At 45.1% G+C, this 23779-nt stretch carries 18 protein-coding genes; 11 read left to right on the forward strand and 7 right to left on the reverse strand.

Translation table 11 applies throughout. The annotated features are described in order from the left end of the window. Window positions 1-66: 66 nt before the first annotated feature. The 6 genes from MSWHS_RS00445 (at window position 67) to MSWHS_RS00470 (ending at window position 9915) form a co-directional block, all read left to right on the forward strand. The gene (locus tag MSWHS_RS00445) at window positions 67-801 is read left to right on the forward strand and encodes a metallophosphoesterase (protein WP_082087986.1); all 735 of its coding nucleotides are present in this window, start codon (window positions 67-69) and stop codon (window positions 799-801) included. 423 nt (window positions 802-1224) lie between these two features. Next, window positions 1225-3183 (forward strand): hydantoinase/oxoprolinase family protein, encoded by a 1959-nt coding sequence (locus tag MSWHS_RS00450; RefSeq protein WP_048125091.1) that lies wholly within the window; start codon window positions 1225-1227, stop codon window positions 3181-3183. Window positions 3184-3466: 283 nt separating this feature from the next. Beyond that, a complete protein-coding gene (gene rbcL, locus MSWHS_RS00455) occupies window positions 3467-4780 on the forward strand; it encodes a type III ribulose-bisphosphate carboxylase (protein ID WP_255350500.1) in 1314 nt (437 codons plus the stop codon). A gap of 180 nt (window positions 4781-4960) precedes the next feature. Further along, entirely contained in the window at window positions 4961-6052 is a 1092-nt protein-coding gene (locus tag MSWHS_RS00460) for an L-threonylcarbamoyladenylate synthase (protein ID WP_048125098.1), read from the forward strand. A 128-nt stretch (window positions 6053-6180) separates the two neighbouring features. Then, window positions 6181-6426 (forward strand): hypothetical protein, encoded by a 246-nt coding sequence (locus MSWHS_RS00465; protein ID WP_048125099.1) that lies wholly within the window; start codon window positions 6181-6183, stop codon window positions 6424-6426. Window positions 6427-6462: 36 nt separating this feature from the next. Further along, complete coding sequence (locus MSWHS_RS00470) at window positions 6463-9915, forward strand: DNA polymerase II large subunit (protein WP_048158633.1); 3453 nt, start codon at window positions 6463-6465, stop codon at window positions 9913-9915. A 371-nt stretch (window positions 9916-10286) separates the two neighbouring features. Here MSWHS_RS00470 and mmp10 read toward each other — a convergent pair whose 3' ends face one another. Then, entirely contained in the window at window positions 10287-11522 is a 1236-nt protein-coding gene (mmp10, locus tag MSWHS_RS00480) for a methyl coenzyme M reductase-arginine methyltransferase Mmp10 (RefSeq protein WP_048125102.1), read from the reverse strand. A 623-nt stretch (window positions 11523-12145) separates the two neighbouring features. On the opposite strand from mmp10, the gene mcrB reads away from it, so the two are divergent. The 5 genes from mcrB to mcrA are packed head-to-tail and all read left to right on the forward strand — an operon-like array spanning window position 12146 to window position 17099. Then, window positions 12146-13450: a coenzyme-B sulfoethylthiotransferase subunit beta gene (gene mcrB / locus MSWHS_RS00485; RefSeq protein ID WP_048125103.1), complete on the forward strand. Its 1305-nt coding sequence runs from the start codon at window positions 12146-12148 to the stop codon at window positions 13448-13450. Window positions 13451-13476: 26 nt separating this feature from the next. Further along, window positions 13477-14001: a methyl-coenzyme M reductase operon protein D gene (gene mcrD, locus MSWHS_RS00490; protein WP_048125104.1), complete on the forward strand. Its 525-nt coding sequence runs from the start codon at window positions 13477-13479 to the stop codon at window positions 13999-14001. Window positions 14002-14007: 6 nt separating this feature from the next. After that, on the forward strand, window positions 14008-14628 hold the full coding sequence (mcrC, locus tag MSWHS_RS00495; RefSeq protein ID WP_048125105.1) for a methyl-coenzyme M reductase I operon protein C: 621 nt from the start codon (window positions 14008-14010) through the stop codon (window positions 14626-14628). 1 nt (window position 14629) lies between these two features. Continuing rightward, window positions 14630-15376, forward strand: coding sequence for a coenzyme-B sulfoethylthiotransferase subunit gamma (gene mcrG, locus MSWHS_RS00500; RefSeq protein ID WP_048125106.1), 747 nt, complete (start codon window positions 14630-14632; stop codon window positions 15374-15376). Between the two features lie 10 nt (window positions 15377-15386). Next, window positions 15387-17099 carry a coenzyme-B sulfoethylthiotransferase subunit alpha gene (gene mcrA / locus MSWHS_RS00505; RefSeq protein WP_048125107.1) on the forward strand — a complete coding sequence of 571 codons (1713 nt, stop codon included), beginning with the start codon at window positions 15387-15389 and terminating at the stop codon, window positions 17097-17099. 267 nt (window positions 17100-17366) lie between these two features. Here the strand turns inward: mcrA and MSWHS_RS00510 are convergent, their stop codons facing one another. The 6 genes from MSWHS_RS00510 to MSWHS_RS21120 form a co-directional block, all read right to left on the reverse strand. Then, the gene (locus tag MSWHS_RS00510; RefSeq protein ID WP_048125109.1) at window positions 17367-18350 is read right to left on the reverse strand and encodes a 50S ribosomal protein L11 methyltransferase; all 984 of its coding nucleotides are present in this window, start codon (window positions 18348-18350) and stop codon (window positions 17367-17369) included. Window positions 18351-18602: 252 nt separating this feature from the next. Further along, window positions 18603-19895 (reverse strand): 3-phosphoshikimate 1-carboxyvinyltransferase, encoded by a 1293-nt coding sequence (gene aroA / locus MSWHS_RS00515; protein WP_048125111.1) that lies wholly within the window; start codon window positions 19893-19895, stop codon window positions 18603-18605. A 479-nt stretch (window positions 19896-20374) separates the two neighbouring features. Beyond that, window positions 20375-21028, reverse strand: coding sequence for a thymidylate synthase (locus tag MSWHS_RS00520; protein WP_048158634.1), 654 nt, complete (start codon window positions 21026-21028; stop codon window positions 20375-20377). Between the two features lie 309 nt (window positions 21029-21337). Then, a complete protein-coding gene (htpX, locus tag MSWHS_RS00525) occupies window positions 21338-22198 on the reverse strand; it encodes a zinc metalloprotease HtpX (RefSeq protein WP_048125122.1) in 861 nt (286 codons plus the stop codon). A gap of 610 nt (window positions 22199-22808) precedes the next feature. After that, entirely contained in the window at window positions 22809-23471 is a 663-nt protein-coding gene (locus MSWHS_RS00535; protein WP_231585523.1) for a restriction endonuclease, read from the reverse strand. Between the two features lie 59 nt (window positions 23472-23530). After that, window positions 23531-23728, reverse strand: coding sequence for a winged helix-turn-helix domain-containing protein (locus MSWHS_RS21120; protein WP_231585524.1), 198 nt, complete (start codon window positions 23726-23728; stop codon window positions 23531-23533). Window positions 23729-23779 lie beyond the last annotated feature (51 nt).

The raw sequence follows: 23779 nt of genomic DNA on the forward strand, positions 1-23779 counted from the left end.
GAATTCTAACCCTGAAAAAGCCAGAAATGTGAACAAGCAGAACAGAGAGGAATAGATATTATAAGAATGGTACATCTTTCAGACATTCATTTCTCAGAGGCATACTATATGCCGGAGATTGCAGATGCAATGCTTGAAAAAATAAATCAGGATAATCCGGACATTGTTGTAATTACAGGCGACCTTACGGAAAACGGGCTTGCTGCCGAGTATAATGGGGCAAAAAACTTCATTGACAGGATTGAATGCAAAAATAGGGTGGTTGTTCCCGGAAATCATGACTCAAGAAATGCAGGTTACCTTTTCTTTGAAGATATTTTCCAGGCGAGGTCTTCTTCCGGATGTTTTGGGGAAGTCACGGTTGTAGGGCTTGATTCTTCCCAGCCGGAACTTGAAGAAGGGCACATTGGAAGGGAAAACTACGGCTGGATAGAGGAGTCTTTCTCAACAAACGGTTTTAAGGTTTTTGCCCTTCACCATCATTTGATTCCGATTCCCAGGACAGGCAGGGGTAATAATGTGCTTGTGGATGCAGGGGACGTGCTTGAGCTTCTGGACCGTTCAGGTGTGAACCTTGTGCTTTGCGGGCACTGGCATATCCCCTGGGTCTGGAGATTAAACGACATGCTTGTCGTCAGTGCAGGAACAGTTTGCTCGTCCAAGATCCGGGGAAAAGCTTCGCAGTGTTATAACTATATTGAGCTTGAAGTGCCTGAACCTGGATGTACTCGCTGGCACCTGCAAGTTCACAGAGTTTTCGCCGGAGGAGAAAAAGAGCGGGTTGTAGACAGTATAATATAATCAGAGTTTTGGTAGTATAATTAATGGGTAAAGCGAAGAGGTAGTATAATATAAAGGAGAAAAAGAGCGGGTTGTAGACAGTATAATATAATCAGAGTTTTGGTAGTATAATTAATAGGTAAAGCGAAGAGGTAGTATAATATAATAATGAGGTTACGAAGAAAGAGTCCTGATAACTTCAGATTCTTTTGCCGTTTCCTCTATATTACATTTTTTGCTGTTTCCTCTATATTACTCATCTTCTTTTTTACTGCTTTTTTCCTATTGTCCTTATTATTCTTTTCTTTCAATATTTCGTTTCCTCTATTATTTCATTTTCCTCTATTATTTCATCCCCCTCAATATTTTACCCTCCTGCAGAACCTTATACTCCTGCAAAATTCTGGTCGGCTATGTTATATTTTTGGAAATAACTTATAAACTATGAAGCTCGGTTTAGGAATCGATACTGGTGGGACATACACTGACGCCGTTTTAATGAACCTTGCAGACGGCAGAATTCTTGATTCTAATAAAGCACTAACTACGCATTCCAATCTGGTTGAAGGGATAGAAAAAGTAGTTGCGGGCTTAAAACAGGAGTATCTGGAGGATATAAAACTTGTTTCGGTATCCACAACTCTTTCTACAAACTCCACACTGGAAGGCAAAGGCCATCCTGCAGGCCTGATCCTGGCAGGCTATAAAGTCAATGGAAATATCCCGGCTAGTGAGATAATTTCCATAGATGGTGGCCACGATTCAAAAGGAAACGAAGTTAGTTGCCTTGAACTTAATTCTGCAGAACAATTCGTTAACAGCACCAGAGGCAGGCTCTTTTCATATGCCGTATCTTCTTATTTTTCCGTACGGAACCCGGAACATGAGCTTTCAGTAAAAAAATCAATAGAAAGGTTGACCGATAAGCCTGTCGTCTGCGGTCACGAACTTTCCCTGGGCCTGGGAGCTTACGAAAGGGCAGTTACTGCAGTTCTGAACGCTCGTTTGATCCCGATAACCTCCCAGTTCATTCGTGCCGTTCTATCGGTTATGGAAGCACGAAATATCAAAGCTCCTATGATGGTAATGAAATGCGACGGTTCCCTTGCACGCATAGAAGAGGCTCTTGAAAAACCCGTCGAATCTATTTTTTCAGGCCCTGCCGCAAGCCTTGTAGGGGCTGCCCATATAAGCGGCTTGAAAACCTGCGTGGCTGTGGATGTGGGAGGCACGAGCACCGATATTGCTCTGATGGAAGGTGGAGTTCCCGAGATCAGTGAATATGGGGCTGTAGTGGGAAACTGGAAAACTATGGTCAAGGCGGTCAGGATCAGAACTTCGGCTATGGGAGGAGACAGCCACGTCTGGGTACAGAGAAAAATCTATATTGGCCCGAACAGGGTTATTCCTCTCTGTCTTGCAGCTTCAAACTATTCTTTCCTTGAAGACAAGTTGAGGAAAGCTGAAAAAATTTCGGACAGGATAATGGATGATATCTTCCAGCCAGCAAGCTTCTTTGTCAGGAGTGGGAATGCGGGGGTAGATGATGACATACATGCTCTTAATTACTCCATCGAGTTTGAACTGGAAAACTATGAACGTCAGATCTTTGATTTTATAGGATATGAACCGGTTTCAGTATCCGATATTTCTGAAGCAGTTGGAAAACATCCCCTGCAGTTTGTAAAGGCTCTGCGTTCTCTGGTCCAGAAGCGCTGCATTTACCATATAGGTTTCACACCTACGGATGCTCTTCATGCGCTTGGAGAGTATGAAACGTGGAACAGTACTGCCTCCTGGCTGGGAGCAAAAATTCTTGGCAACTATCTCGGACTGGATCCTGAAAGTTTTTCCCGAGAAATAAAACGAAATTTTGCAAAAAATATTGCTCTTGACCTGCTGGCGTTCTTTGCAAAAGACTTCAAGCGGGAAGACCTTGAAAAACTGCTGGAAAACACTCGCTTCACAAAGTTCAAAATCAATATTCCGGTTGTAATGATCGGGGCACCTGTCAAAGCCTATGTACCCGAACTCAGAGAATTTATCGATGCGGATATCAGGGTTCCCGAATTCCATGAAGTGGGCAATGCCGCAGGAGCCCTGGCTGGCAACGTCATCAAGAGAAGTGAAATTCTAATCCGGCCGGTAGGTCTCGGAACCGAGCAGTATCATGTGTTCTCTGAAGTAGAAAGGAGGGTTGCAGATAATTATCTCGAGGCTGTGGACTATGGAACGGAGCTTATGGAAAAACTGATTTTTGACCATATGGACGGGTATGGGCTTCAGAAAGATCAGGTCCGTTTTGACTTTGAAAGAAAGGACTTCAATCCTGGCTTCGGAGCCCAGAAAGAGACTCGTTTGACAGGGCTTGGTATAGGAAACCCTTTGAGGCTGGAGCAGTAACGAATCTTAAAAGTAAAGAACCTTAAAAGTATTTTCCAATTAGAGAGCTGACCTTATCAGGGATTATAATAAATTTCCGAATAGATCTTCAGTTCTCATAATATCCTTTTAGTTTCTTTTCCCTTTTTCTGGAGATTACAGGAGTACTCTTTTTTTCTTCTCCTCCAGCCCCTTTTCCCGTTAGATCAGGTTTTTCGGTTCTGATAAACAAATTTTTATTTATGTTTAGTTACCTCCTTCTATCAGAACTATTATTCTATATAACTGAATTTTATTCTGCAAAATTGCTTATTTCAAAGGAGTGACGAAAATGCGCAGGGACTACATAGACAGGGATTATAGCCCAAAAGACACAGATCTGATCTGTGAATTCCATATCGAACCGTCGGCAGGAGTGAATTTTGAGGAAGTTGCCACCCACATGGCAGGGGAAAGCTCTATAGACTCCTGGACTGAGATTTCCACATTGAGTCCCGAACTTGCAGTAAAATTAAAACCTCACATTTTTTACCTGGACGAAGAATCACAGACCGTAAGGGTGGCTTACTCGGAAGACCTTTTTGAGCTGGGTTCGGTCCCCCAGGTGCTGAGTGCTGTTGCAGGAAACATTTTCAGTATGAAAATCGTTGACAACCTCAGACTGCAGGACATAGCCTTCCCCAGGCCAATGCTCCGCGAGTTCAAAGGTCCGAACTTCGGGCTGCCGGGGATCAGGAAACTTGTGGGGGTGCAGGACCGGCCTCTTATTGGGACTATCGTTAAGCCAAAGGTAGGCTTAACCTCTGAGAAACATGCGGAAGTTGCTTACAATTCTTTTGCCGGAGGTTGCGACCTTGTTAAAGATGATGAGAACCTTACCGACCAGAAGTTCAATGGCTTTGACAGAAGGGCTGAACTCACCCTGAAATTCGCAGAAAAAGCTGAAGTTGAGACCGGGGAGAAGAAGATGTACCTCTGCAACATCACAGCCCCGACCTGTAAGGAAATGACCCGGCGCTTAAATGTCCTCAAAAACCTGGGTGCCAGCTATGCAATGATCGATATCGTGCCGGTAGGCTGGACTGCTCTTCAGACTCTGAGGGAAGAGGCCGAAGATGCGGGTCTTGCCCTTCATGCCCACCGCTGCATGCACTCGGCTTATACCCGGAACCCTCGCCATGGGATAAGCATGGTTCTTGTTGCCAAGCTCTGCAGGTTGATAGGGCTTGACCAGCTCCACATAGGTACGGTTGTCGGGAAAATGCATGGAGAAAAGCATGAAGTCCTGTCTCTAAGGGATGAGTGCGTGCTTGATAAAGTGCCTGCGGATGAGAGCCAGCATGTCCTTACCCAGGACTGGGGAGGATTAAAGCCAATGTTTCCGGTAGCGTCTGGAGGGCTTGCCCCTACAATGATTCCTGACCTTTACTCTATCTTCGGAAAAGATGTTATTATGCAGTTCGGGGGTGGAATCCATGCGCATCCGATGGGTACGGTAGCCGGAGCTACTGCCTGCAGGCAAGCCCTTGATGCAAGCCTTGAAGGAGTAAGCATGCAGGACTATGCAAAGGACCACAAAGAACTTGAAGTTGCTATCGAGAAGTGGCTTAAAAAATAAGTTATGTAACGACTAGGATGTATAATAAGAACCAGTTTCTAAGAACCAGTTTCTGAGAACCAGTTTCTGAGAACCAGTTTCTGAGAACCAGTTTCTGAGAACCAGTTTCTAAAAGCAATTTACAAGCTGTTAAAAACAGAAAAAATAGCAGGATACTTATCAGTAAGGAGTTTACCTTCGGTGCAGGCAGAAAACGGAAATAAAATAAAGACCCGGTTTTTTCGGGTCTCTGAAGAGAACTTTGATGTCGTTCTTGACGAGGCTGCGGCGATTATCAGAAGGGGTGGGACAGTAGCCTTCCCTACGGAAACTGTTTATGGGCTTGGAGCTGACGGGCTGAACCCGGATGCTGTCCGGAAAATCTTTGAAGCAAAGGAACGCTCACCTGGCAATCCTCTCAGCTTGCTTGTCCATTCCAGGGAAGATCTCGGAAAGGTTGCAAAAAATATTCCTGAAAAAGCTTTCAGGCTTATGGATGCTTTTTGGCCTGGTCCCCTTACGATTGTGCTTGAGAAAAACGATATTGTCCCGGAAATTACCTCGGGAAACCTGCCGTCGATAGGGCTCCGCATGCCTGATCACAGGATTCCTCTGGAGCTTATAAAGAAGGTAGGCACTCCTCTGGCTGCTCCGAGTGCGAACCTTTCAGGAAAGCCCAGTCCCAGTCTGGCAGCCCATGTCCTGGCTGACCTTACAGGCAGGATTGATGCGGTTATTGATGGAGGGGGAGCAGCTATAGGGCTTGAGTCAACTGTTGTCGATATGACGGTTGAACCTCCTGTAGTGCTGCGGCCCGGAGCCGTGGGAATTGACGAGCTTGAAAGATTTATTGGTAAAGTCAGGCCCGCGTCTGGAGGGACTGAAGCCGGGACGGGAGAGGCTATGCCTGAAAAGCGGGCAGGTCAGAAATACAGTCATTATGCCCCTGATACGCAGGTCATGCTTGTGGAAGGGGACAGAAAAAAGGTTTCTGAAAAGATTGACGCCCTGCTCGAAAATTACCGGTGCGAATGTAAGAAAGTCGGGCTTCTGATCAGTGATGAGACCGCAGGCTTTTTTGCTTCTGAAAGATTGAGTGCATATGAATGCTTTTTATTGGGGTCCCGCGAAGAGCCTGAGGAAGCTGCCAGAAGACTATTTGAAGGGCTCAGGGTTCTGGACACGAAAAGTCTGGATGTGATTTTGGCTGACGGCTCTTTTACCCCTTCAGGACTTGGAGTTGCACTTCTTAACCGGTTAAGAGAAGCTGCCTCCGTAAGATATGCTGTTTAAGTCTGTTGTACCGGTTAAATTGCAATAGTATCGGTTAAATTGTAATAGTATAAGTAGAGTTTGACAGAGTAGAGTTTGACAGTCAGATTTGATAGTTATTGATTTTTTAGATATCTGGAGAGATCCTCTTGAAAGCAGAAAAAAAAGAACAGATGGAAAAGATGCGGGCTTATAAAAAAGTTCGGAAACAGAACAACAAGACAACAGGAGTAAGTCTTGCGATCCTGGCTGTAGGTCTGCTTTTTAAGACTCTTAATATAACTATTCTTGGTATTGATATCGGGTACTATCTTCTCTGGTCAGGAGTTTTTGTCTTCTTTGTGACTTCGATGTCAGGTCTCTTCGCTGCGGGATCCCTGCGTAAGCAAAAATAATCTTTTTCTTTCATTTCCTAAAAGAGGCTTTTCAAGATGGGTGAAACGATTGCAAGTGAAGAAATGCATGAATACTTCAATGGGCTCGAGGCAAGGCTAAAAGAGGCAATTGAGGTTGCAAACAGGGCCCGTTCCCGGGGTGGAGATCCGAAGCCCACTGTGGAAATTCCCCTTGCCAAAGACCTTGCAGATAGGGTAGAAAACCTTATCGGGGTCAAAGGAGTTGCTGCAAAGATCCGGGAACTTGAGGTCAATATGTCCAGGGAAGAAGCTGCCCTTGAAGTCGGGCGCCAGGTCGCCGAAGGGATTGTAGGAAGCTTTCCAGCAAAGAAAGATGCCGTGGAAGCTGCTATCCGGGTTTCCATGGCGGTCCTGACTGAAGGGGTAGTTGCAGCTCCTATCGAAGGAATCGATAAGGTAGATCTCGGGAAAAATGATGATGGTTCTCAGTATATCCGGATATTTTATTCCGGGCCTATCAGGAGTGCGGGGGGGACTGCGCAGGCGCTTTCCGTGCTGGTTGGCGACTATGTGAGGCGCGGGATAGGGATTGACCGCTACAAGCCAAGAGATGAGGAAATAGAGCGCTATGTGGAAGAAATCCTGCTTTACAAGAGGGTCGCAAGCCTTCAGTACATGCCTTCAGAAGATGAAATCCGTTTGATAGTCAGGAACTGCCCGGTTTGCATTGATGGGGACCCGACTGAAGAAGCCGAGGTTGAAGGGCACAGGAATCTTGAGAGGATAGGGACAAACCGTGTCCGGGGAGGAATGTGCCTTGTGCTTGCCGAAGGTCTCGCCCTCAAGGCCCCGAAGGTCAAAAAGCACGTTAACAAGTTGAAGATGGATGGATGGGACTGGCTGGAGACCCTTATCGGGGGTGCTAAAAGTGGGGAGAGTGCTGAAGATGAGCAGAAAAACAAGATCAAGCCAAAGGATAAATATATTCGTGACCTGATTGCCGGGAGGCCTGTGTTTTCTCACCCTTCAAGGCCAGGAGGTTTCAGGCTGCGGTACGGGCGGTCAAGGAATACTTCCTTTGCTTCGGCGGGGATCAGTCCTGCCAGCATGGTCTTACTTGATGATTTTATAGCTAATGGGACTCAACTCAAGGTTGAAAGGCCTGGAAAAGCTGCAGCCATGTCTGCCGTGGACTCCATAGAGGGACCTACGGTAAGACTTTTTTCGGGAGATCTTATCCGTATAGATAATATAAAGGAGGCATATGAAGTCCGGCCACAGGTTGAAGTAATTGTTGATATTGGGGAAATTCTGATCAATTATGGGGACTTCCTTGAAAATAATCATCCTCTTATGCCTTCTCCTTATGTTTTCGAATGGTGGCAGTACGATTACCAGGCAGCCTGCCCTGAACAAATTCCCGAGGACGAGCTGAAAAACCCGTCGGCTGCTCTTGCTCTCAGGCTTGCAGAGGAGTTTAATGTGCCATTGCATCCGAAGTTCACCTATCTCTGGCACGACATAAACCGGAACGAGTTCGAAGCTCTCAGAAACTTTGTGGCTGAAAAAGGGAGTTTTCTGGCAGGTGAAGTGGCTGGGGCAGGGGTCCTTAAACTGCCCATGAAAGCTTCCCTTGAAGAGGGAATAAAGCCGGTGCTTGAAAAGCTCCTTGTACTTCACAGGGTAAAAGATGATGAAATCCTTATCGAAGAGGCTCTTCCTTTTATTTTGTGCCTTGGGCTTGATACTTCCCTCAAAGAAAAAGCCAGTATGCCAGACCTGGATGATATGGTGGAAGCTGCGGGTGTTTTAAGTGGGTTTAAGGTTTACCCGAGAGCTCCTTCAAGGATAGGGGCACGGATGGGAAGGCCAGAAAAATCTGACCTGCGCAAGATGTCTCCTGCAGCCCAGGTGCTCTTCCCGTTAAACAATTCCGGGGGAATTACGCGAAATCTTGTCTCTGCCTCCGACTACACATCCTGCATGAATGGAAAGATAGGGGAAATTGAAGTAGAATTAGGGCTGAGAGAATGCCCTGCCTGCAGGAAAGAAACTTATTTCTGGCGTTGTGAATGTGGAGAATTCACGAATCCCAAACTTTTCTGTTCTCGCTGCAAGATTGATGTAAGGGGTGCTGAGGTCTGCCCCAAGTGCGGGAGAAAGCCGACTTCTGTTGCAAACGTAAAACTGGATTTCCGTTCCATTTATAAGCAGGCTTTTGAGAACTTAGGGGAAAGGGAAAAAATGGGTCTGATTAAGGGGGTAAAGCGGCTCATGAACGGGCAGATGACCCCCGAGCCTCTGGAAAAAGGAATCCTGCGTTCAAAACATAATGTCTACGTTTTTAAGGACGGGACTATACGCTACGACATGTCAGATATTCCTCTTACCCATATCCGGGCTGATGAACTGGGAATTACGGCAGCCAAACTTCTGGAACTTGGTTACAGGGAGGATATATGTGGAAACCCTCTTGAGAGGGATGACCAGGTTGTCTGCCTGAAGGTTCAGGACCTTGTGATATCTTATGACGGGGCTGAGTATATGCTGCGTACTGCAAAATACGTGGATGACCTTCTTGTGAAGTACTATAAGATTGAGCCCTATTACAATGCTGAAACTATTCAGGACCTCGTGGGGGTACTGCTCATAGGGCTTGCTCCTCATACTTCCGCAGGAGTACTCGGGCGTCTCATAGGGTTTACGAAAGCTTCCGTAGGCTATGCTCATCCTTTTTTCCATGCTTCAAAACGCAGGAATTGTGATGGGGATGAAGATTGCATAATGCTCCTTATGGATGGAATTCTCAATTTTTCGAGGTCATATCTGCCTGATAAAAGGGGGGGGAAGATGGATGCTCCTCTGGTGCTAACTACCAGGATTGACCCAAAGGAAGTGGATAAGGAAGCCCATAATATCGATGTTTCTGCGCGCTATCCTTTTGAGTTTTACAGGGCTACGCAGGAGATCAAAAGCCCCACTGAACTTGAAAGTATTATGGACCTTATTAGCAGTCGGCTTGGGACACCTGAGCAGTACGAACATTTCATGTTTACACATGATACCTCAAACATTGCTGCAGGCCCTCTTAATTCTTCATATAAGACTCTAGGAAGTATGATTGAAAAAATGGAGGCCCAACTCTCTCTGGCTAACAGAATAAGGGCAGTAGATGCACCGGATGTAGCTGAAAGGGTACTCAAGTCCCATTTCCTTCCGGACCTGATTGGGAACCTTCGTTCTTTTTCCAGACAGCGGATGCGCTGTATCAAATGTGGGGAGAAATTCAGGCGTCCGCCCCTTACCGGAGCTTGCCCGAAATGCGGAGGCAATGTGATACTAACCGTGCACGAGGGATCTGTCCGCAAATATCTTGAAATTTCAAAAGAGATTGGAGAGAGGTACGGAGTCTCCAGCTATACCAGACAGAGGATCGAGCTTCTGGATTATGATATCAGCTCTCTCTTTGAAAATCACAGGGTTAAACAGCTGGGACTTTCAGATTTTATGTCCGGGTCTGCGCGCTGAGGCAAGAACCGCGAGTCTTAATAATATGAAAAAACTTCTTACTATCTGCAGGATGGAGACAGGGCGGTCTAAAAGCTGGAAAAAATCGGAATGTTTATTAGAATGTTTATTAATAATACTCCCAAACTCCTCTGCAGAGTTTTTTTTCTTCTGGAAAACAGGTCTTTTCATTTTCTGGCTTATTTTTACTGGCAAAACTTTTTCTATCTAATTGGACAGTTCCCTATTTATTTTTTTCCACACTTATATAATTTATTCTGAATTTATATAGGGTCTGTTTTAATATCTATACCTCAATCTGTATTTTTTTTTTATTAATGTTCAGCTTTTTTCAGAGTTCGAGTTTAACGCCTCTTGGGTATGGTGGGGCTTTACTTTACAGGCAGCCCCAGGGAGTTAATCTGGCTAATAAGTTCTGTGAAGTTCTCTATTTCCAGTTCCAGAACCTGTTCTTTGGTCATGCCTATGGACATTTCCCCGTCCACGGAAAGACACTCTGGTCCCCTGCGCACAAGCCTGTCCACCCCGTCTCTTCTGAGAGCTTCTTTGACTTCCATATCATGGACAAAAGCTCTTCCCGGAATGAATACAGTTTCAGTCACCTCCGAGAGATCCAGGGTTTTGAAATCGTCAATCGTAATAAGGCAGCCAATGTCCTTTTTCAGTGGAACTACGTTTACAGTTCCTCCAAGGGCTTCAAATATTTCCATAAGCCTGGAGGCTGCGACTTGACCTGTGATGATAGTTGCCTTTTTGGTCACCTCAGGAAGTCTTGAAAGGGCTTCCGGAACGTTGCGGATTGCAAAAGGTGAGCCAATTAATGGGTCTTCCAGGGGTGTTCCTGTGATCCTGATTGAAGGATGTTTTTCTGCGGAACTGCGCACAATTTCGGTAAATTCGGAAACCTTATGTGGAGTTATTCCGGGAATGATAGGAGAATTATTGAGAATCAAACCGTTTTCCTGAAAGTTTGCAAATCTCATAAGAATAGCTCCCTTTGCTCCCATAGTTTCCAGGTCACTCAGGGTCTTTTCAAGAACCTCTCCATCATTTATTCCCGGGAGGAGAACTATTGCTCCGTAGACTTCACAGTGGGCACAGAAGTCTCGAAGAACCTGAATTGAAGCTTCAGGCTCAGGGTCTTTCATATAGTCGGCTCTCATCGCCGGGTCTGTTGCAAAGACAGTGAAACTCACTTCTGTAACTCCATGATCTATGTAGAAAAGAGCATCATCAGGCTTACTGAAGCCTTTCCCGCTGGTATATCCCAGGTGTATCGGAGTGTTGAACTGAGATAGAAAAGTAACAAGATTCTTCAGTTCGGGGTAACAGCTTAAGTCCCCTCCTCCGCTGACAGTGAATTTTTTTACTTCTCCGGTTGTGAAGTAAAGTTTTCTTGCAGTCTCTTCGAGTACTATCTGGAGGGACTTGAAGCCTGAGTACGATTCTTTTACACTGCGAGTACAGTAATCACATCCTTTTTTAATAGGGAGGCAATACTTGCAGCCCAGGGGCTGGACATCTTTGACCTTTTTAAAATAGCAATATTTGCAAAAGCCTTTGCAGTCTACTCCGGGATTTCCACCTACGTCGACAACTACTTCCATATTAAACTTTCGTATCACGAGGATATTACTAAATCTTTTTGGTATGATTCTCATGATTAGATGGGAACATTTAAAAAAAAATCACGTCATATTAATCTTTTCTTATGAAAATACTTATATGTGTATTCAAGGGATTTTTCGGTAATATTAAGTAACTTTGAAATTTCTTTTTTCCATTGATCCCGTTTTTTTATATGAATTAAGAAAAATAGGTCACATCTTTATAAAATTGTCTTTAAAAAAATACATGAATTCATTTACCGGAGAACACAAAAGATTTAAGTACCTTCTAAACGAATGAGATTTCATTGGGAAAGTGGACACTTAAAAACGATGCGGTACTTGATTTGTGAGTGCTTTTGCACTCGAGTAGGTGACCAGTCCCAAAATGATTTTAATAAATTAAGGGTAACTATTCAGTATGCCAAAATCAGTTGATTGATACCGATTTTGATGAAACCGATATGTCTGATTACTAACCAATGAAAATTGAAAAAACGCAATCAATAGCCAACAATCAAATAAAATCAATTCTCAGAAATTTGCTTATTGAATCTTAATACAGATGGCTATTGATGTTGTTTTTCCCAGGCTGAATAGTTACAATTAAGGAGGAAATTAAAGTGTCTGACACAGTAGACATCTACGACGACAGAGGAAAACTGCTCGAGAGCAATGTCGATATCAAGAACCTTGCTCCAACAAGAAACGCAGCAATTAAAAAAATCATATTGGACACCAAGAGGTCCGTTGCAGTCAACCTCGCAGGTATTCAGGGCGCACTTGCCAGCGGCAAGATGGGCGGCAAAGGCCGTCAGATCTTAGGCCGTGGGCTTAACTACGATATCGTAGGCAACGTTGATGCAATTGCAGAAAATGTGAAGAAGCTCGTTCAGGTCGATGAAGGCGACGATGCAGATGTAAAGATCCTTAAGGGTGGAAAGAGCCTGCTCGTCCAGGTCCCAGAGTCCAGGATACTCGCTGGCGCTGACTACATGTCCGCAACCACCGTCGGTGCAGCAGCAGTCACCCAGACCGTTCTGGATATGTTCAAAACCGACATGTACGATGCACCTATCGTAAAGTCCGCTATCTGGGGAAGCTACCCACAGACAATGGACCTCATGGGCGGAAACGTTGCAGGTATTCTGAACATTCCACAGAACAACGAAGGTCTTGGCTTCTCCCTCAGAAACATCATGGCCAACCACGTTGCAGCAATCACCAACCGCGGTGCAATGAACGCAGCAGCTCTCTCCTCAATTTATGAACAGTCCGGTATCTTTGAGATGGGCGGCGCAGTTGGTATGTTCGAGAGGCATCAGCTCCTCGGTCTTGCTTGCCAGGGTCTCAACGCCAACAATGTCGTATACGACACCGTAAAGGAAAACGGCAAAGACGGTACAATCGGAACTGTTCTCCAGTCTATTGTCGGCAGGGCAATTGAAGACGGTGTAATCTCCGTTGACAAGACCGCACCATCCGGATACAAATTCTACAAGGCAAATGACGTCCCACTGTGGAACGCCTATGCAGCAGCAGGTACCCTTGCAGCCACTCTCGTGAACTGTGGTGCAGGCCGTGCAGCCCAGAACGTCTCCTCAACACTTCTGTACTTCAACGACATGCTTGAGAAGGAAACCGGTCTCCCAGGATGCGACTATGGTAAAGTACAGGGTGTCGCAGTAGGATTCTCCTTCTTCAGCCACTCAATCTATGGTGGCGGTGGACCCGGTGTCTTCAATGGTAACCACGTTGTTACCAGGCACTCAAGAGGCTTCGCAATACCCTGCGTATGCGCAGCAGTAGCCCTTGATGCAGGTACCCAGATGTTCACAATCGAAGCAACATCCGGCCTCATTGGCGACGTGTTCGGTGGAATATCAGAATTCCGCGAGCCAATTAAGGCAGTTGCAGGAGCGCTCTAAACAAATTAATTAAAAAAGGTCTAAAGATGTCAGACTCTGCTTCAAACACGGAAGATCTTATCCAAATCGAAATCTTTCCCAGTAGAATCCTGTCTCCTGAAACCGCTCAGAAGCTTATTACTGAGCTCTATCGGATTGACGGGATAATCCGCGTTATGGTCCAGGGCTCGAGACTCCCCGAAAGGGTGTCTGCAGGCCCGGGGACCGGGGAAAAGGTGGAACACCCCCTAAGGAAACCTATTCAGATCGGAGATCAGGTTATTGAACTTAAGATCAGTGTAGGTAGGATCAGGCTTGAAATCTCAAATGCCGAAACTAAAGAAGAGGTCAGGTCAGTATGCGATAAAGTGCTCCCGTTCGCTTTTGAATTCAGGGAAGGACACTTTTTCAGGAGAACGCCTACTGTGACTGACTATGCTAAATTTGGTCCTAATTCAGACCCTTGCTTGCTTGGTATGGTTGATGCTAAAGCAAAAATCGACCAGCTCGTCTTCATCGAGAAACAAGAGAAGAAGCAAGAGAAAGACGATGGCAAAGATCAAGATGAGTGAATAGATATGATGATCGATCGGGAAACCCAGGTAGTTGACTGCCGATGCGGCGGAGGACTTGGCAAAGGAGGAGGGCTTGCTCAAAGAGGCACTCTTTCGGAAGCCGGTCGTGCCGATGTGGTAGCTATTGCTATGAGCCCCGGCCAGAGGCATATCACAAAACCAGTATGCGAGATTACATACGGAATGAGGAAGGAAAACATTCAGGTGAGTGTACTTGTACTTTACTCAGGTTCAGGGATTCCCGAATCAGGCATGAGGACAGGGTCATTTGTACTGAGTCCGGTAGAAGTCGCACAGATTGAAATGCACAAGCTGGCTGTTATTCACCTCGGAAATATTAAGGACCATGTAATTAGAAAAACCAGGGAGATCCTGAGCCAGGCTGATATCCCGGCAATTGTTGTCAGCCAGATTCCGGTGGATTTTGAGGATTTTGCAGAAGCAGGGATAAAGACGAGATTAGTGATGCCAAAGGATGAAAATATTCGTACCAAGGGAATTGTAATGGATATGGTAAGTGGAGTTACACGTGGTGACTTCTGTCCTAGGGATAAACTAAATTCAATAGTAAAATACGTCAAGACAACATTAGACCAGTTAGAAAATCATAAAGGAGTTGCATGAGATGGCATACGAACCACAGTTTTATCCAGGCGCTACATCAGTTGGCGCTAACCGAAGAAAACACATGTCCGGGAAACTTGAGAAGCTCAGGGAGATTTCAGACGAAGACTTAACTGCAATCCTCGGACACCGTGCACCAGGGAGCGACTACCCAAGTACCCACCCACCACTCGCAGAGATGGGAGAGCCCGCATGCTCGGTCCGCGAGCTTGTAGCAGCAACACCCGGCGCAGCAGCAGGAGACAGAGTCAGATACGTCCAGTTTTCTGATTCCATGTACAACGCTCCGGCTACCCCATACTTCAGATCATACTTCGCAGCAATCAACTTCAGAGGTGTAGACCCAGGTACCCTTTCCGGTCGTCAGATTGTTGAAGCCCGTGAAAGAGACATGGAACAGTGCGCAAAAGTTCAGATGGAAACCGAAATGAGCTGCCCAGCCCTTTCCGGTATGCGTGGCGCAACTGTGCACGGTCACTCTGTCCGTCTTCAGGAAGACGGCGTAATGTTCGACATGCTTGACAGGAGGAGACTCGAAAACGGCACCATCATCATGGACAAGGACCAGGTTGCAATTCCACTCGACAGGAAAGTAGACCTCGGCAAGCCAATGTCTGATGAAGAAGCCGCAAAGAGAACCACCATTTACCGTGTGGACAATGTAGCCTTCAGGGACGATACAGAAGTCATTGAATGGATACACAGAGTATTTGATCAGAGGACCAGCTTCGGATTCCAGCCGAAATGAGGTGACCACAATGTCAGCAGATATTTTCTCAAAATTCAAAAAGTCAATGGAAGTCAAGTTCACACAGGAATTCGGTTCAAACCAGCAGTCCACAACGGACATCACTGGCAAGACCGAGAAGTTCCTGAGGCTTGGACCTGCACAGGACGCAAGAAAGGCCGAAATGATTAAGGCCGGAAAAGAAATCGCAGAGAAGAGAGGCCTTGTAGGCTACAACCCGATGATGCACACCGGTGCACCCCTCGGTCAGCGTGCAATCACTCCTTACACCATCTCTGGCACTGACATTGTCTGTGAGCCAGATGACCTGCACTACGTCAACAACTCTGCAATGCAGCAGATGTGGGATGACATCAGGAGAACCTGTATTGTCGGTCTTGACATGGCTCACGAGACACTCGAGAAGAGGCTGGGTAAGGAAGTTACTCCTGAAACCATCAACCACTATCTTGAGACCCTCAACCACGCCATGCCCGGTGCAGCAGTGGTTCAGGAAATGATGATCGAAACCCACCCTGCCCTTGTTGACGACTGCTATGTAAAGGTCTTCACCGGTGACGACGAGCTTGCAGATGAAATCGACAAGCAGTACGTAATCAACATCAACAAGATGTTCAATGAAGAGCAGGCTGCCCAGCTTAAGGCCTCCATCGGCAAGACCACCTGGCAGGCAATCCACATCCCAACAATTGTCTCCAGGACAACTGATGGTGCCCAGACCTCCAGGTGGGCTGCAATGCAGATCGGTATGTCTTTCATCTCCGCATACAACATGTGTGCTGGTGAAGCAGCCGTCGCTGACCTGTCCTTCGCTGCAAAGCACGCATCTCTGGTTTCCATGGGTGAAATGCTCCCTGCAAGGCGTGCACGTGGTCCTAACGAGCCCGGTGGACTTTCCTTCGGTCACATGGCAGATATCATCCAGACCAGCCGTGTAAAAGCAGAAGATCCCGCAAAGGTTTCCCTTGAGGTAGTCGGTGCTGGATGTATGCTCTACGACCAGATCTGGCTCGGATCCTACATGTCCGGTGGTGTCGGTTTCACTCAGTATGCAACAGCTGCATACACCGATGATGTCCTCGACAACAACACATACTATGACGTTGACTACATCAACGACAAGTACAATGGTGCAGCAGAAGTGGGCCAGCCGACCGTAAAGGCCAGCCTCGATGTCGTAAAGGACATCGCAACCGAGTCCACAATCTACGGTATCGAGACCTACGAGAAGTTCCCAACCGCCCTTGAAGACCACTTCGGTGGTTCACAGAGAGCAACCGTGCTCGCAGCTGCATCCGGTGTTGCATGTGCTCTTGCAACCGGAAACGGAAACGCCGGTCTCTCAGGCTGGTACCTCTCCATGTATGTCCACAAGGAAGCATGGGGCCGTCTCGGCTTCTTCGGATTCGACCTGCAGGACCAGTGCGGTGCAACCAACATCTGTACCTACCAGGGTGACGAAGGTCTCGCAGGCGAACTGCGTGGTCCAAACTACCCCAACTATGCAATGAACGTCGGTCACCAGGGTGGCTACGGTGGTATCGCTTCCGCAGCTCACTCGACCCGCGGAGACGCATTCGCTGTCAACCCGCTGATCAAGGTCTGCTTCGCCGACGATCTCCTGCCCTTCGACTTTACCGCACCCAGGAGAGAATTTGGCCGCGGTGCCATCAGAGAGTTTGTGCCTGCTGGTGAGAGATCCCTCATCATCCCGGCAAAGTAAACTCAATAAATTAAACACTTTAAAACAGAGTAGGCCTTCGGGCCTGCTTTTTTCTCTTTTTCCCGAATTGCACTTCGCCCGAATTGCGCTTTGGGATCTCAGGAAATCGGAGATTTTCTGGGAGTTGCACTGCAAGTGCAACAGTATACGGTTCTTTTCGCTACACTCAAGAGGGCGATTTTACGGGAAGTTGCTTCTTTTCGTTCATTCAAAAAATGTAGATGTGTTGACAGTATTCTTTCCATTCCAAATTCATATAATCCTCCTTCAAATCACGACAACTTTTTTGCCTAACTTGTTTGCAGCTTCCACAAATTCTATTGTGTCCACACCAGGAAATGTATCTATAATACAAATATCAAATTTTTCATCTAAACAATTCGCTAATTCTCTGATATCCATACTATAAACTTCAAATTTGTCTCCAGATGCTATTAATTCTTCTTCACTGCCTGAAAATTTGACTGGAAATCCATTTGCTTCCAAATTAATCAAAGTAGTCTCTATTGCAGGATTCCATATATCATTAAAAACAACTTTCTGCACTCCGGCTTTAAGGCATGCGATTCCTAAAGTCCCGGGACCACAAGTACAATCAAGAACAGTAGGTCTATCATAATCTTTCAAAGCTTTTTCAAGTATCTCTATTTTCGGTGAGTTTACCTGTGGAAACTCTATATGAATTTCACGCTGATATTTGTATATTCCTAAAGCCCCATAAGGAGTCTGTATAATATCACATCTCAAATCGCATCCAGCAAGAAGTTCATATACATGAGAATCAGAATCAGAGTCTTTTATACCCACAGTTTTTCTTATATCTCCCTTTAAAACCCCTTTAACTTCCCCTACTTCTTTTACAATTTTTTCAGCGCATCTTTTATCCATTTCTTTAGATAATATTACCAAAGAATCCTCAGGCAAATAGGGAACAGAATTAGTCGGATAGCCAGGAGTCACAAGAGGAACACATGCATTCCTTAAATTAGCTTTTTTTTCTTTTATTCCTTCATCGATCATTACTTTTAGTACGTGAGACATTACAATATCAAGTTGCCTCTTCCTGCATTTACAACTTCCAAAATGGGAATCTATTTCATCTAAGTTAATCTGTTCTGCCAGGGGAGAGAATTTCCTTATTTTTTCTGTTTTGCAATCGTTGCATGGTTTGTAGAATAATTCAATGTCTTTTAATGCTTCCGAAATAGGCCTTATACACGACGTATCTCCACACCTACACCTTATTTCCATATGGTTAAATATGGATATTTTGTATAAAAGTTATGCCATTCTTATTATTCCTGAATTTTGGTTCAGATTCATTTACAAGGTAAATGATTTCTTTGACCGATTGGAGGTTAATTCAAAAAAGAAAATACTGAAAGTCTGAGGATTTCTCTCATGATCAGTTATTAAAGTTAAATAAAATCTGTTTAATCCGCATCTAATCTGCATCTAATCTATGTCTAATCTGCATTTAGAAATCTAGATTGTATTTTCAACTTATTCTTCTTCAGTCTGGTCAATTTTTACTCCAAGCCTGGACATATCTTTAAAGAAGTCCGGGTAAGAGATCGCTACGGACTCGGTTGTGTCAATTGTTGTATTTCCTGCTACCATCCCTGCAAGTGCAAGAGACATAACAATCCTGTGGTCATCCCAGCCGTGGACTGCTGCCCCTTTTAGTTCTCCCCCGGTGATGGTCAGGCTGTCTTTTTCTTCCTTAAGCCGGACTCCAAGTTTCGGGAGTTCAATTGCAAGGGCGCGAAGCCTATCGGTTTCCTTGTAGCGGACATGCTCGGCATTTTCTATCCTGCTCACCCCTTCGGCAACCGAAGCCAGGACAGCAACAGTCGGGACAAGGTCAGGGGTTGCTCCGGCATCAAAGGTAATGGCTTTTAATTTTCGTCCTCCCCTGACGGTCACAGTACCGGCTTCTCTGTCCCATTCGATGTCTGCTCCCATCTGTTTAAGGGTTTCAATAATTACTCTGTCTCCCTGTTTTGAGGGGAAGAGGTTTTTAACCGTAATTTCGGACCCCTCGGTCATGGCTGCAGCTGCAAGCAGGTAGGAAGCAGAGGAAAAATCACCTGGGATGGTATATTCTTTGAGATTATATTTCTGTTTTCCAGGGATGATGAATCTGATACCGTTATTATCATCTGTATGGATTTTGACTCCTGCCAGTTCGAGCATTTCCAGGGTCACGTCAACATAGGGCTTTGATTTTAGCTCTCCGACGATTGAGAGGGTGGTGCTGTTTTTAGCCAGGGGGCAGGCTATAAGGAGGGCAGAGATAAATTGGGAGCTGATAGAACCGTCAATTTTCACAATAGCCCCCCCAAGCCCCCCTTTAACCACAATTGGAGCTCTTTCGTTTCCGCGAGTCGAGAAAGCTTTTACTCCCAGCCTGTTAAGGACCTCAAGGAGAGGACCATTAGGCCTTGTACGAAGGGAAGCATCTCCAGTAATTACGGTGATCCCTTCAGTGAGGGCTGCAATTGCCGTCATGAAGCGGAGGGTTGTCCCGGAGTTTGCGGCATCAATTACATCGTCCGGAACCCTGGGCTTTCCATTCACTCCCTGGATGAAGAGGTCATCTCCCTTCTGTTCTATGGACGCTCCGAACATCCTGGAGGCATGAATGGTAGCGAGAGTGTCAGTGGAAAGCAGGGGGCGGTGGATAACTGCTCCTTTAGATAGGGCTGCCAGGGTTATGGCTCTGTGAGTATAACTCTTTGAAGGGGGTGCAAAGACTTCCCCTTTAATTGATGATTTATTGATCGAAACACGCATTTACAACAGGACTCCGGGTTTTTCTACTGTTTATTTTATACTGTTTTTTCTGACATTTAAATGGAATATTTATAGGAAGAAGCGTAAAACCCATGAAATCTTAATTTCATGGGATATAAACATCAACTTCCTCAACATTATTTTTGATCTGCGTTGCCTTCATATGTGCCATCGTCTAATATTTTATTAGATAAAGATATGTGAAAATCAAGCAACCTTTTTCCAAAAGTTTACCATCAGGTTCGATAGGTCTTGAATAAATCCACTGTACCAGGTTCGTATTCATGTAAAGCTGAAACGGATGAATGGACAGAACTCAGTAGGGATGTTATAGCCCGAATTAACGCTCATGGAGATGCCGATGGTCTTCTATGAAGTGAGAATCCGCTAAGTCTTTAGCTTAGGGGTAGTTCACTCTGATATCCTCGTAATACTTACTCTTATAAAGTTTTTCTATCTCAATTCGTATAATTTGAGATTCAGTACACGCCTTTCACAATATTTTCTACCATGTCCCAATCGTGGTCGTAGACATGGGCTGAAATACTGACCGTGGTGATTGTTCCCGGCTCCACTCCTACTCTTCCGGCAACGTATTCAAGGAGTTTCGAGAGCCCGTAAAGGTTTGCAGGGTAGGCTCCTCCGAAGTCGTGGCTCCTGAAGAGGGTTGTGAGGTGGACTTTTCCGTCCCTGATCTTGAAATCGTCAAGGATCATGCAGGGGACTTCATTGACTTTCGTGTCCACGGGCGGAATCCAGGTGACAGCTGTAGCCCGACGGGAAGTGGGGCTTTCCTGAAGTTTCTCGATTACGTATTCGATCTGGTCTACTTCTTCATTCCAGTTTCTGAGGCGCTGCCCGTAGGTGTACTCAAAGTCCTGTGCATTTTCGCCCGAGATTAGCTGTTTTGCATACTCTTCGAGCCTTTCTTCGTTCCAGGCGGTATCTTTGGGAATTCTGTCCTTATAGGGGTTTTTGATTACCACCATCAAGTCCATGAATTCCCTTATCTGGCTTCCCCTTTCGTCGGTAATTACCTGCCCGTGGTTCCAGATGATGTTAAGCCCGCGGTACCATGCATCAGAGATGTTTTTTGCTCTGATGATCCTGCCAATCTCAAACTTGTCTTCCATAGAAAATCCCCCAATCAGGTTAAGATAGGGTATTGATAATCATCATAATAATTTATTATTGACTATTCGTCCTTTCCACTTTATCTATCACTTTCTTTTATAAGTGCTTTTTCTCCTGCGAAGTCTTAATATTCTTTGTGCAATCTGATAACATATGGCATGCATAATTTAAAAAAATACCGAACAAGCTTTCAGAGAGAATATGAGGCAGAAAACGAGATTAAGAAATAAGATCTGAAAAATGAATAAATTATTCAAGAGGTCAAGAAAAAACAAAAAGCAAAAAGTAAAAAAGAGATTTTGAGGGTTTTAGAATCTCATTGCCCTCAGGCGCTTTACACGCTCATCGGTTACCGGGTGGGTTCTGAAGAGAGACTGGAGCACTCCACCCTTGAGGGGGTTTACAATAAACATATGTGCGGTAGTCTCTTTTGCCTGTACGTCCCTGATGCTCGGCTGGAAGTGAGAGTTTCCGTATTCCAGTTTTTCCAGGGCATTTGCAAGTGCCCAGGGTTTTTTGCACATCCTGGCGCCCTCGTAATCTGCAGCAAACTCCCTTGAACGGGAGATTGCAAGCTGGATCAGGGTTGCAGCCAGTGGGGCAAGCACAGCCATTACGATAAAGCCTACTATTCCACCGTTGTCGTCATCCCTGCCGCCAAAGCCGCCAAAGATTGCAGCCCAGCGGGCCCAAGTAGCCAGCATTGTGATGACACCGGCAATTGTTGCAGCCACTGCACTGATAAGGGTATCGCGATTTTTGACGTGAGCCAGCTCATGGGCCAGCACCCCTTCGATCTCTTCATTCGAGAGCAGGTTGAGAATTCCGGTCGTAACAGCCACCGCTGCATGCTTTGGGTTCCTGCCTGTTGCAAACGCATTCGGCATCCCGGACTCAACGATATAAACCTTAGGTTTCGGAAGTCCTCCCTTCATTGCAAGGTCGCTCACGATCTTGTGCAGGTTTGGAGACTCCGCCGGAGTAACCTCCCTTGCCCTGTACATTTTCAGCACGATCGTATCGCTGTACCAGTAACTCCCAAAGTTTATGACGACCGCAAACAAGAATGCGATGATCATCCCGCCCGTCCCACCGAAGTAGTTTCCGATAAGGACCAGAAGCCCTGTAAGGGAAGCAAGCAGAATTGTGGTTTTAAACATGTTCTTCATGACTTCTCACACGACATCCTCCCAGGCTAACGTCTGGGTTTTCAGTCTTTTGATTTATCTGTCTTTGTTTCTTTCTATAAGTTAGATCAGGTAGAACCAATAGTATATACTCTGATTGCATATATATATTTTTTATCTTCCATATGGCAGATTTTCCGTTTTGTATCATTTACCATTTCTATTTTATCTAAAAAAGCCCTTAAATTCTATAAAGTGGAAAATTTATTTCCTAGATTGGAAGTTCAATTTTTATATAAAAAGTATTATCCTGCCTTCTGCTGCAATCCCCATATTTTAAATTCGCAGCAGCCTTTTAAATATCTGTTTGGGGATATTTATAATTGGCATGTTTTTGGATGCGATTTTAGTTTGATTTCAAACTAATGAGTGAGTTTCGTGTATATATATTTATTGAAATAAATTTTACTAAATTAGTTTCAATGAAAATGAATGAAGCTTAGATTTTGCCATTACTGCAGTTGCTTGTACTGTAGTTGCCATTAATAAAGATCTTTGATTCTTTATTACAGTTTCAATAAGTTACATGTTTATGCTTAACTTCCAAACGAATCAGAAGTATGATGCTTCTTGTGAGACGAATGCCCAATATTCAGATCACTCCATCTTCAAAATAATCCGTATCCATTTTTTTAACATCATAAGACTTTACTTTCGAAACTCCTACTCCATATTCAATCATCAGCCTTGCAAGCATTTCTCCCTCAATCAATACAATATTCCCTGTAAAGTCGGCATATTCAATAGCCTCTTTTGAAAAACTTGAAGTCGTTATAAAAACTCCTTTTTTCGCCTTTTTCCCGATCAGGGCTCCGGCAAATTTCTGGATTTCAGGTCTTGCGACTGTTCCTTCCCATCTTTTTGCCTGTATGTAGATGACATCAAGCCCAAGTCTATCTTCTTTTATGATGCCGTCGATTCCACCATCATGACTTTTGCCAACCGCTTTCCCGGCATCAGCTCTTGAACCACCGTATCCCATTTTTGTTAGGACATCAACGACCAGTGATTCAAAGAATCTGGCTGAGCATTTTTTTATGATCGAGAGAATTTCGGAAACGAGTTCGTTGTGAAGTTTCTGGTATGCGATTTCGAGGGACTCTTCAGGATCAAGATCTTTTTTTCGTTCTATTTCAGGAACATCTGGCTTATCGATCACAGGCTGTTTATCTTTGTTGTAAAATCCGTTAAACTCTTCGTATCGCTTCAAAAAATTGACATCAATGGAAGGAGGTTTCTCTCTCAGAACATCCAATCCTCTCCGGGTAATAGAAAAATATCCCTTTTTTCCGGAATTCAATAGTCCAGCTTTTTTCAGATAAGTGTAGCCCATCCTACTCTGTTCTTAAAAATAACCTGCTGGCCGCTTGGCAGAAGCTCATTTCTTTCCTCTTCACTTAGCCTGAATTCTTCGGCTAGCTTTTCTACCGCATCGCGGATTCTATGCTCTTTTCCGTCTCCTGCATATTTTAGCAAAGGAAGCATTACGGATTGATAATCTGGAATTACCATTAGATCACTCAAAAGGCTATATTATTTCATTAAAAACTTTGAGTGTCTGTC

This window comes from Methanosarcina sp. WWM596 (assembly GCF_000969965.1).
GTDB lineage: Archaea > Halobacteriota > Methanosarcinia > Methanosarcinales > Methanosarcinaceae > Methanosarcina.